Source organism: Vibrio sp. OPT41 (assembly GCF_015163595.1).
In the GTDB taxonomy this organism is placed as follows: Bacteria; Pseudomonadota; Gammaproteobacteria; order Enterobacterales; family Vibrionaceae; genus Vibrio; species Vibrio alginolyticus.
Window position 1 is genome coordinate 219,107 of record NZ_JADDYH010000014.1, and the last position, 10,875, is coordinate 229,981.

4 protein-coding genes are annotated in these 10,875 nt (G+C 45.7%); 2 read left to right on the top strand and 2 right to left on the bottom strand.

The features are described from left to right. On the top strand, positions 1-7,468 hold a 7,468-nt coding region (locus tag IQP38_RS04710; protein WP_193837356.1), incomplete at its 5' end, for a tandem-95 repeat protein. Positions 7,469-7,554: 86 nt separating this feature from the next. On the opposite strand, the gene IQP38_RS04715 is transcribed toward IQP38_RS04710, so the two are convergent. Both IQP38_RS04715 and IQP38_RS04720 read right to left on the bottom strand, forming a co-directional pair. Then, positions 7,555-8,169 carry an OmpA family protein gene (locus IQP38_RS04715; protein WP_005377363.1) on the bottom strand — a complete coding sequence of 205 codons (615 nt, stop codon included), beginning with the start codon at positions 8,167-8,169 and terminating at the stop codon, positions 7,555-7,557. A gap of 2 nt (positions 8,170-8,171) precedes the next feature. Beyond that, positions 8,172-9,485, bottom strand: a complete 1,314-nt coding sequence (locus IQP38_RS04720; RefSeq protein ID WP_021707835.1) for a TolC family outer membrane protein — start codon at positions 9,483-9,485, stop codon at positions 8,172-8,174. Between the two features lie 389 nt (positions 9,486-9,874). Here IQP38_RS04720 and IQP38_RS26270 point away from each other — a divergent pair. Then, positions 9,875-10,875 (top strand): Calx-beta domain-containing protein (locus tag IQP38_RS26270; RefSeq protein ID WP_322621754.1); only part of this gene is annotated, 1,001 nt, incomplete at its 3' end.

Consider the following 10,875-nt stretch of genomic DNA (forward strand, 5'->3'; position numbering starts at 1 on the left):
GAATGACGCGCCAGTGGCAAAAGATGATACCGCTGTCACTGACGAAGACACGCCAGTGACGATTGATGTTCTGCCAAACGACACCGATGTGGATGGCGATAAGCTGTCTATCCAATCGGCGTCTGTGCCGAGTGAGCAAGGGACAGTCGAGATTGTTGACGGCAAACTGGTCTTCACGCCGGCTGAGAACTTCCATGGTGACGCTGAAATCACTTACACCATCACCGATGGTGCACTGACTGACCAAGCGACGGTCAACGTCACCGTGAATGCGGTGAACGACACGCCTGTGGTTGAGAGCAACATCGCAGACCAAACCTTGGCAGAAGACTTTACGCTATACAGCATCGATCTAAATTCCGCATTCAGTGATGTGGATAACGCCGATGGTGAGTTAACGTTTAGTGTCTCTGGCAACAGCAACATTCAAGTGGCGATCGTCAATGGCATTGCTACGTTCACTCCAACGGCAGACTGGAACGGCTCAGAAGCGCTGACGTTTACGGCTACCGATCCAAGCGGCGAGAGCGTTAGCCAAACGGTGAACTTCACAGTAGCGCCAGTGGCGGATATCGTGGCAGATAAAGCGACGGTTGTGGAAGATACGCCAACCATCATTAAGGTCTTAGATAACGACACGTTCGAAGGCGACGACAAAGTGGTGTCGCTGGATACCAATAACGGTCCAGCTAACGGCACGGTCTCGGTCAACTCGGACGGCAGCGTCACTTACACGCCAAACGACAACTACCACGGGGCAGACAGCTTTACCTACATCGTCACCTCCGGTGGGGTATCGGAGTCCACCACGGTGAACGTCGATGTGACGCCAGTGAACGATGCGCCAGTGGCAAAAGATGATACCGCTGTTACTGATGAAGACACGCCAGTGACGATTGATGTCCTGCCAAACGACACCGATATTGATGGCGATAAGCTGTCGATTGACTCGGCATCTGTGCCGAGTGAGCAAGGGACAGTCGAGATTGTTGACGGCAAACTGGTGTTCACACCGGCTGAGAACTTCAATGGTGACGCCGAAATCACTTACACCGTGACCGATGGTTCACTGACTGACCAAGCGACGGTCAACGTCACCGTGAATGCGGTGAACGACACGCCTGTGGTTGAAAGCAGCATTACAGACCAAACCTTGGCGGAGGACTTTACGCCATACAGCATCGATCTGAATACGGCCTTCAGTGATGTGGATAACGTTGATAGTGAGTTAACGTTTAGCGTCTCAGGCAACAGCAACGTGTTGGTGTCGATTGAAAATGGCATCGCGACCATTAGCCCAACGGCAGACTGGAACGGCTCAGAAGCGTTAACCTTTACGGCTACTGATCCAAGCGGTGAAAGCGTCAGCCAAACGGTGAACTTCACAGTTGCGCCTGTGGCGGACATCGTGGCAGACAACGCGACGGTTGTGGAAGACACGCCGACCATCATTAACGTCCTAGGTAACGACACGTTTGAAGGCAGCGACAAAGTGGTGTCGCTGGATACCAATAACGGTCCAGCCAACGGCACGGTCTCGGTCAACCCGGACGGCAGCGTCACTTACACGCCAAACGACAACTACCACGGTACAGACAGCTTCACGTACATCGTCACGTCGGGTGGGGTATCGGAGTCCACCACGGTGAACGTCGATGTCACGCCAGTCAACGATGCGCCAGTGGCAAAAGATGATACCGCTGTTACTGATGAAGACACGCCAGTGACGATTGATGTCCTGCCAAACGACACCGATATTGATGGCGATAAGCTGTCGATTGACTCGGCATCTGTGCCGAGTGACCAAGGGACAGTCGAGATTGTTGACGGCAAACTGGTCTTCACACCGGCAGAGAACTTCCATGGTGACGCCGAAATCACTTACACCGTGACCGATGGTGCACTGACTGACCAAGCAACGGTCAACGTCACCGTGAATGCGGTGAACGACACGCCTGTGGTTGAAAGCAACATTGCAGACCAAACCTTGGCGGAAGATTTTACGCCATACAGCATCGATCTGAATACGGCCTTCAGTGATGTGGATAACGCCGATGGTGAGTTAACGTTTAGCGTTTCTGGTAATAGCAACATTCAAGTGGCGATCGTCAATGGCATTGCTACGTTCACTCCAACCGCAGACTGGAATGGCTCAGAAACCCTAACCTTTATCGCCACCGATCCAAGCGGTGAAAGCGTTAGCCAAACGGTGAACTTCACGGTTACCCCTGTGGCGGACATCGTGGCAGATAAAGCGACGGTTGTGGAAGATACGCCAACCATCATTAAGGTCTTAGATAACGACACGTTTGAAGGCGACGACAAAGTGGTGTCGCTGGATACCAATAACGGTCCAGCCAACGGCACGGTCTCGGTCAACCCGGACGGCAGCGTCACTTACACGCCAAACGACAACTACCACGGTACAGACAGCTTCACTTACATCGTCACCTCCGGTGGCGTCAGTGAGTCCACCACGGTGAACGTCGATGTGACGCCAGTCAACGATGCGCCAGCGGCAAAAGATGATACCGCTGTTACTGACGAAGATACGCCAGTGACGATTGATGTTCTGCCAAACGATACTGACATCGATGGCGATAAGCTGTCGATTGAATCGGCGTCTGTACCTGAAGCGCAAGGCACAGTTGAGATTGTTGACGGCAAGTTGGTGTTCACGCCAGCTGAGAACTTCCATGGTGACGCTGAAATTACTTACACGATTACTGATGGTGCACTGACTGACCAAGCAACGGTCAACGTCACCGTGAATGCGGTGAACGACACGCCTGTGGTTGAAAGCAGCATCGCAGACCAAACCTTGGCGGAAGACTTTACGCCATACAGCATCGATCTGAATACGGCCTTCAGTGATGTGGATAACGTCGATGGCGATCTGACCTTCAGCGTCTCTGGCAACAGCAACGTGTTGGTGTCGATTGAAAATGGCATCGCGACCATTAGCCCAACGGCAGACTGGAACGGCTCTGAAGCGCTGACCTTTACTGCCACCGATCCAAGCGGTGAAAGCGTTAGCCAAACGGTGAACTTCACAGTGGCGCCAGTGGCGGATATCGTGGCAGATAAAGCGACGGTTGTGGAAGACACACCAACCATCATTAAGGTCTTAGGTAACGACACGTTCGAAGGCAACGACAAAGTGGTGTCGCTGGATACCAATAACGGTCCAGCGAACGGCACGGTCTCGGTCAACCCGGACGGCAGCGTCACTTACACGCCAAACGACAACTACCACGGGGCTGACAGCTTCACCTACATCGTTACGTCAGGTGGGGTGTCAGAGTCCACCACGGTGAACGTCGATGTGACGCCAGTGAATGACAGACCTGACAGTGAGGACTTTACGCATGTTACTGACAAGCCTTTGACGCAAGTTGTATTTGATACTGATACGAAACCTTTAGGTGATGGCGACTCTCAGGATCATATAGCGGATATTGAAGATGACTTAAATGGCAACGATTTGCATGTGCGGATTACTGAACTACCGACCTCAGGAACATTGTTCTTCAGAGATAACAACGGTGAACTGCATGAAATAAAAGAAGTCAGTGACACTCTTTATGAAAAAGATAGCCTTTACTATGAAGCTGATAATGTGGGTTTCTTATTAGGTATCAAGGATCGCCCAGATATACCAAATAGCTCCGAGTCTACAACAGATTTCAATAATTGGGGGCTAAGTGAGGACGGAGGTCCATCACACTCCCGTACTGAGCATTTAGTTAATGGTTCCTCCATCACTATATCTTCTGATAGTGGTGAACTTGCTCAATACAACCGCCAAGTGTCACATATCGGAAACGGTATTGCTGACAATGATGGGCAGGGTATTGAGAAAGGCGAGACAATTACGATCGATTTGTCTAATAACCCTGTGGGCAGCGTAAACCTTGGCTTAGATGGATTAGGTGGATTGTTTGATTACGGTGATGACAACGCTGCGCTTATTACGGTTACGTATTTAGATTCAAATAATATCGAACAGACTCAAACGTTCGAGTTCTTGAAGCCTGAAGGCAACTTCATGCTATTCCAAGAAACAAGCGTTGGTTTTGGGCAAGAACTAGCTCTTCCTGAAGGTTCGGTCATTACTCAGTTAGATTTTTCTACGAAAAATGAAGGGAACTGGGAGTTACGTTATGTAGAAGGTATTCCTGCCGGGGATAGCTTTGGATATGTGGCAGTCGATTCTGAAAGTGGAGTTAGTGATCCATCTACGGTCAATATCGTTAACGAAATACTAGATGGTAATGTTGCGGAAAATGGACCTGTGGTGGAGAGCATTGCAGGTGTTACTGTTGTTGAGGGTGACAATGTCACGTTTTCTGTTTCACTAAATAACGCGACAGATCAGACCGTTAAGTATCAAGTGGATTTCTCTGCAGAGGGTTCTAGTGTGAGCTCTCAAGACATTGATTTGTCGAACGCAACTTTTACTAATGGCGTGAAGTATTTGGGCGGATACCTTATTGTTCCAGTCGGAGTGAATGGCTTTGAGATTACCATTCCAAGTATTGATGATCAGTTGGTTGAATCAACAGAGAGTCTTGTGATTAAAGTCGGAGATGTGTCTGGCGTTGGCTATATTGATGATAATGATGTTCCGCCAGCAGTTCAAAGCAACGAAATTTCCGGATTAGAAGACGAAGCTATTGTTATAACACTAGAACATTTAGGCATCGTTGATAGTAGTATAAGTGTTGAGTTTGACACTTCTGCTCTAAATGGCTCACTGCAAGTGAAAGGTTCTGATGGTTGGGAAGCGGTTTCTGGAAGTGTGCTCGCTTCTGATATCGAAAATGGTCTTGTTCGTTATGTTCCTGCTGAACATGAATCTGGTGCAAATGTTTTCGATAAAGACGGTGTTGGGAACGGCTTGGATACTTACGAGCAGATTCATTTCACTGTTAGTGATGGCAATTCTTCTGCTTCAGGTACGTTGAGTATCGACATAGAGCCTGTCGCGGACCCAATTAAGATTGACCTTACTTTCGGTCCAGTAACGTCTGTACCTGTGACACTAGGCGGAAGCTGGTCTACAGACGAAGAACTTAAAGATCTGCTTGAGGCAAGTAATTTACCAGGGCTTGACTTTGAACATGTGGTGACACAAACGTTTAATAACGGACATGTTGGTAATGACTTAATGCTAAGCGGTGACACTGAATCGCCACTGAGCTTTGTCGGAGATCAACAAGCAGGTGCGAACGTTGATGCTCAAGGCAGTGATATCTTTGTGACTGGAGGAGGTAATGATTCTATCTATGGCGGTATTGGTTCATTAGATGATCAAGCGGAGACGGACACAGTTGTTTACTCTGGCAAGTTGTCTGATTACAACTTCAACTATTACCCTGCATCTGACCACTCAGAGGTCCCGTATTGGATTGTCGAAGATAGCCGATTTATTGATACAAAAGATGTTGTTTCGAGCACTCATAAAGAGTCGGGTGACCACCTTTATGAAATTGAACAACTTATCTTCCAAGATGCCATTATCAAGCTAAATAACAACACAGGAGAGTATGTTGTACTTACAGAGCAGCAAGTCTCTTTTGAGCTGAACCTTGATCTTATCGATGTGGATGGCAGTGAGTCATTCATTAACGATAGCGTCACCTTAACGGGAATTCCTTCAGGGCTAACATTAGAGGTGAATGGCAAAACGGTTGCTGAAAACAGCGATGGTTCTTACACGGTTGACCTTTCAAGTGAACCAAATCAAACCAGTCATCAACTAAGCGGTACGATTACTGTACCAGCCGATTACAATGGTTCGTTAGATTTTGATGTAACAGCGACGGCAGGAAGTGTTGAAGTTAATAACAATACTCAAATGGGGACGGACACGGCTTCTGTTTCAGTTCGAGATTATGATTTTGTTTCCGGTACGCATGGTGATAACAAGATAGCTGGATCTGATAGCAATGATGTGATTGTTGGCGATGTTCAAGGATTACAGATTGTCGAGGGGCAGGACTACAACATTGCTTTTATGCTCGATACATCAGGCAGCATGGGTTACGACGTTGGTCTAGCGTTAGGTGAGCTAAAAACAGTGCTGAATACTCTTACCGAAAGTGCTAGTGGCCCTCATTCGGGCAAAGTGAACGTTTTATTGACCACATTTGCTACTGGGAGCTCTCAGGTACTTGAATTAGATTTGAGTGCTGACAACGCAACATCGCAAATAGAGTCTACATTGGATGCAATTTTACAAATCGGTGATGGTAATACAAATTATGAAGCCGGGTTCCAATCTGCACTAGACTGGTTTGCTAATGCCGATAGTGGCGCAACAAACCTAAGTTATTTCATATCTGATGGTCAACCAAACCAAGCTACGGATAACAATACGAGTTGGTTTAGTGGTTGGGAGGGTGTCGTACTTGGCGTGTCAGAACAAAAGTTAGTGACGCTAGCGGATGTTTTGCCAAGTGATTACAGGTTTGGTGATACAGTCACATACAACAATAAAACAATCATAGATTTTCGCGGGGCGGTGTATTCGCTCTCTACTGGTGAACAGGTGGGGAGAATGCTTAACTCATATGTCTATGATGATTATGGAAATAATGTTCTATCTCAAGCGAATAACGCATATCAAGCATTGGCTGAATTTAGTGAGGTTCGTTCGATAGGTCTTGGTCGCTACTTAGATGAAGATTCGTTAGAAAACTTCGACTCTGATGGTGTAGTAAGGGCTAACATAGATGTAAACCAACTAGCAGAAGTGATCCTTGGTAAGGAAGTTTCATTGATGCAAGGCAAAGATGAGATTAACAGCCTTGATGGAAATGACATTATTTTTGGTGATGCCATGCGTTTCGACGTCGATGGTGAGCAAGGAGTTTCCGCGCTACAAAACTACGTAGCATCTCAACTAGGTAAGGATGTTTCGTTAGTTACGAAAGAAGAAGTTCATCACTACATTACTGAAAACCAAGCAGAATTTGAACAGTCTCGTTATTACGACCAAGCAGACACCATCTCTGGTGGTTCAGGTGATGATATTTTGTTTGGACAAGGTGGTGACGACAAGCTGTTCGGTGGTGCAGACAATGATATTTTAATTGGTGGTTTCGGCAATGATATTTTGACAGGGGGGGACGGTGAAGACATCTTTAAATGGATTGATGTGTCCAATGAACGCGACACTGTCACTGACTTCAATAAAAATGAAGACGCTCTAGACTTCTCAGATCTGTTTGACGACTTATCTAAAGATGAAATTGGAGAGCTTCTTAATGATCTTCAATCAGGTGATCATACTGGTGATGTCGGAGAGTATCATGTAGAAGTGGCACCAGACGGGGGATCTGAGGCAAACCTGAGTATTACAAAAGGGAGCTCGACATTGGACATCCATTTTGACGGTGCAAGTGTTGATGATGTGACTCAAAGCTTAATTGCGAGTTTAGAAGCTCAGTACAAAGACATGTAGTAGCGCTAAACTGTAGTCAAATTTAAAATCAAAAAGGTCTAGCAATTTGCTAGACCTTTTATTTTTACGGTCTGTTTATTGTTGTGCTAGCTTTTTGGAAGTGTTGTGAAAACGGTCCATTCTTTCTTCACTTCACCCTTGTGGCCAATCACTGTTGCGGTTACTCGACGGTTCAATGCGTGACTAACTTGGTCTGTACCTTGTGTCGCAAGTACTGTGTCTCCATAGCCGACAATGGTAACTCTATCTCCACTAATGCCGTTCTTCATGAGCTCTTTTCTAACGTTTTCAGCGCGGCGCTTAGATAAGTCAAGATTATGTTCTGCAGTACCAGTGCGACTAGCATAACCTTGAATCTCTATAGACGTGTTCGGGTACTCTTTCAAAAAGTCGGATAGTTCAAGAATTTGTTGCGTAAAGATAGGGTTGATCACATCGGAATCGTTCGCAAATAGTACTCGAATTTGCATTTCTTGTGAGGAGTCAACGTACGAACCGCAACCGTCGTTGTCTATTTCGGCACCCAAAGGTGTACCCGGGCACAAATCTCGCTCGTTAATGACTCCGTCAGAGTCATCATCTATATGATCAGCCCACTGATCGGCAATTGGGGTATCTATGTAATCATATTCATCACCACGATCTGATGAACTGCATGCGGAGAGCATTAATGAGAGTGTAATAAAAGCTATGTGTTTCATAATTAATACTCCACTTCTTCTAGCCATTCTTTAGGCATTTCAACCCTTAATGCACTCAACAGTTGCCCAGTTGCGTTCATCACTCGATATTTGGCGTACTGCTCTGCGTATTTAGAATCTAAGTAGTCTTTACGCGCCTCAAAGAGCTCGTTTTCAGTGTTCAATAGATCAAGCAGTGTTCGTTTACCGATGCGATATTGCTTCTCGTAAGCAATTACGGTTTCAGACGCAGAGTCTACATGATCTGATAGAAACTCTTTTTGTTGTAATGTTAAATCAAGCGCACTCCAAGAAAGCCTTAACCCTTCTTCAACATTGCGATAGGCACCTTCACGCAAGTCTTTTGCTTTATTTAGCTGGTAGGCAAAGTTTTCTGAGTTCGCTGCATCACTGCCACCATTGAATAGGTTGTAGCGTAGACGCAGCATGGCAAGTGTCTCATCACTTCGACCTTTTAAACCATCAGCGTCGTCACGCCATGTTTGCGAAGCTTCAATTGAAATGGTTGGGTAATTAACACCTTTAGACTGTTTGTATTGAAACTTAGCCGAGTCTACGTCTGCGAGCGCCACTTGAATAACGGGATGAAGTTCAAATGCCAAGCCTACCGCTTCATCAACCGTGTACGGGATAAAGTTTTGGTCCGCTCTCGGAAAGATTAACCCTTGTGGTGTTTGACCGACTAAACGAGTGAACATCGTGTGAGAGTCATACAGGTTATTTTGAGCAGCAGCTAAGTTTCCGTGTGCTTTTGCCAAACGTGCTTCTACCTGCGTCAAGTCAGCAGTAGAGCCGATACCCGAGTTGACTCGTTTTTTAATGTCATCGTAAATATCTTTATGAACAGCAAGGTTGTTTTCTGAAAGCTTTAGGACTTCATACGCTTTAACAGCGTCCAAGTACACTTTAGTCACTTCAAGTGCCTTATCTGAAGCATCTGCTAAGAGTTGAAATCTAACAGATTCAGCATCAGCTGCGGTTCGATCAATATCATTTAATGTAGCGCTACCATCCCATATTAGTTGGGTCAGTGTCACTGAAGCTTCCTTTCGAGTGTAATCCGTGTCTCCTCGACCAACTTCATCTGACGGGTCTAATCCTTCATATCCAATTCCAGCATCTAGATCAACAGAGGGGAGGTAAGCACCTGATGAAGCTTCATTTATGTACTTCTGGCTCATAAACTCGTTAAATGCACTCTTAATATCGGGGTTATTTTGTAGCGTCTGTGCAACCGCTTGCTCTAGAGTTTGACCGAAAACTGGTGAAGACACTATTAAGCAACAGCAGGCTATATGTACTCGATTCCATCTCACGTTAGTTCTCCTAAAATCATGTCGCTCTTATTCTGTTTCATATTTGAGACGAGAAGTTACAAACAATGAATTTTCTTAGTGCGTATTATCAACTTGTTGATGTTTAAATGTTTAATTCAATAAAAAACAACAATCTTACTCTCTAAACTCTAGCATACGAGGCAAAGCTTGCTTGGTAAGTGGTCGATTTTTTCGTAGAAAACCTTTTTATCTTAAGAGCATAGCGGAAACTGGTTTAAATGAAGGCAAATTCTTCGGTTATTTTCCTTATTACTCTCAAAAAACTAAATCCTCTTGGAATAAAACGAAAAATTCATATTTTGTCTAAACTATAGACGTGTTTAGTGCAGTAACAAGCCTTTAATTAAACTAATACAAGGATGAAGAGCATGGATCGAGTAGCGTTAAGTTCATTGATGAGCAATGTCGTGGTTATAGGGCTTGATGGGAACCTGAGAAGTCTTGAAAGTGGTCAGCTACCTCAGCCTGGTGAATTAATTATTGAGGAAGTTTCTGATACATCAGAATTAATTGTACAACAGGTAACACCGCAAGGTAGTTCAATTAACGTTACTGATGATGTCACTGCGCTAATCGAGGCTATCGCTAGTGGAGAAGACCCTACTGCTCTTGGTGAGGATTTTGAGCCAGCTGCAGGTGAGGAAAGTGGTTCTAGCCCCCAAAATACTGGTGCAATAGATCGTACTGGCGCTGAATTGTTGGCTAGTACGAATTTTGAGACCGTCGGTATTGATGGAATCGGACTATCTACAACTCAAGCACTATCTTTGTTGGATCTTTTCAGAGTAATTAATGGCCCTGTACCACCGACTATCTTAGTTCAAGAAATATCTAGTCCGACTATCAACGAAGGTGACCAAGTTGTATTCGATATTACTCTAAGTCAAACAACTGAAGACAACACTGATGTCATTCTTTCTCTCCTTGATGGAACCGCAACAGGCGGCTCAGCTGACGAGAACGGGAGTGACTACGTCAATGAGCGTGTCCTCATAACATTTTCTGATGGTACAACAGAAGAAGTTTCAGTCGGTGAAAGCGGAACCTTTACCATTTCGATCCCACCGGGTGAAAGTGACTTTACGGTCTCTATAGACTCTATTGACGACTCTGTATTTGAAGGCCCAGAAACGTTTACGCTCTCTGGCACGACAGAAGAACAAAGCACACCTGTTACTGGGACTGCCACTATTTTAGATGATGGTAGTGGACCTGGCTCAAATCCTGATGATGATCGCCCAGCGGTAACGATGAGTGATGCAGGTACGGTTAATGAGGGTGAGACAGCGAACTTCAAAGTGACGCTGTCGAATGCCTCCGAGTCCACTGTTCAAGTCGAGCTAGGCCTGAACTTAGGTGACACCGAAGT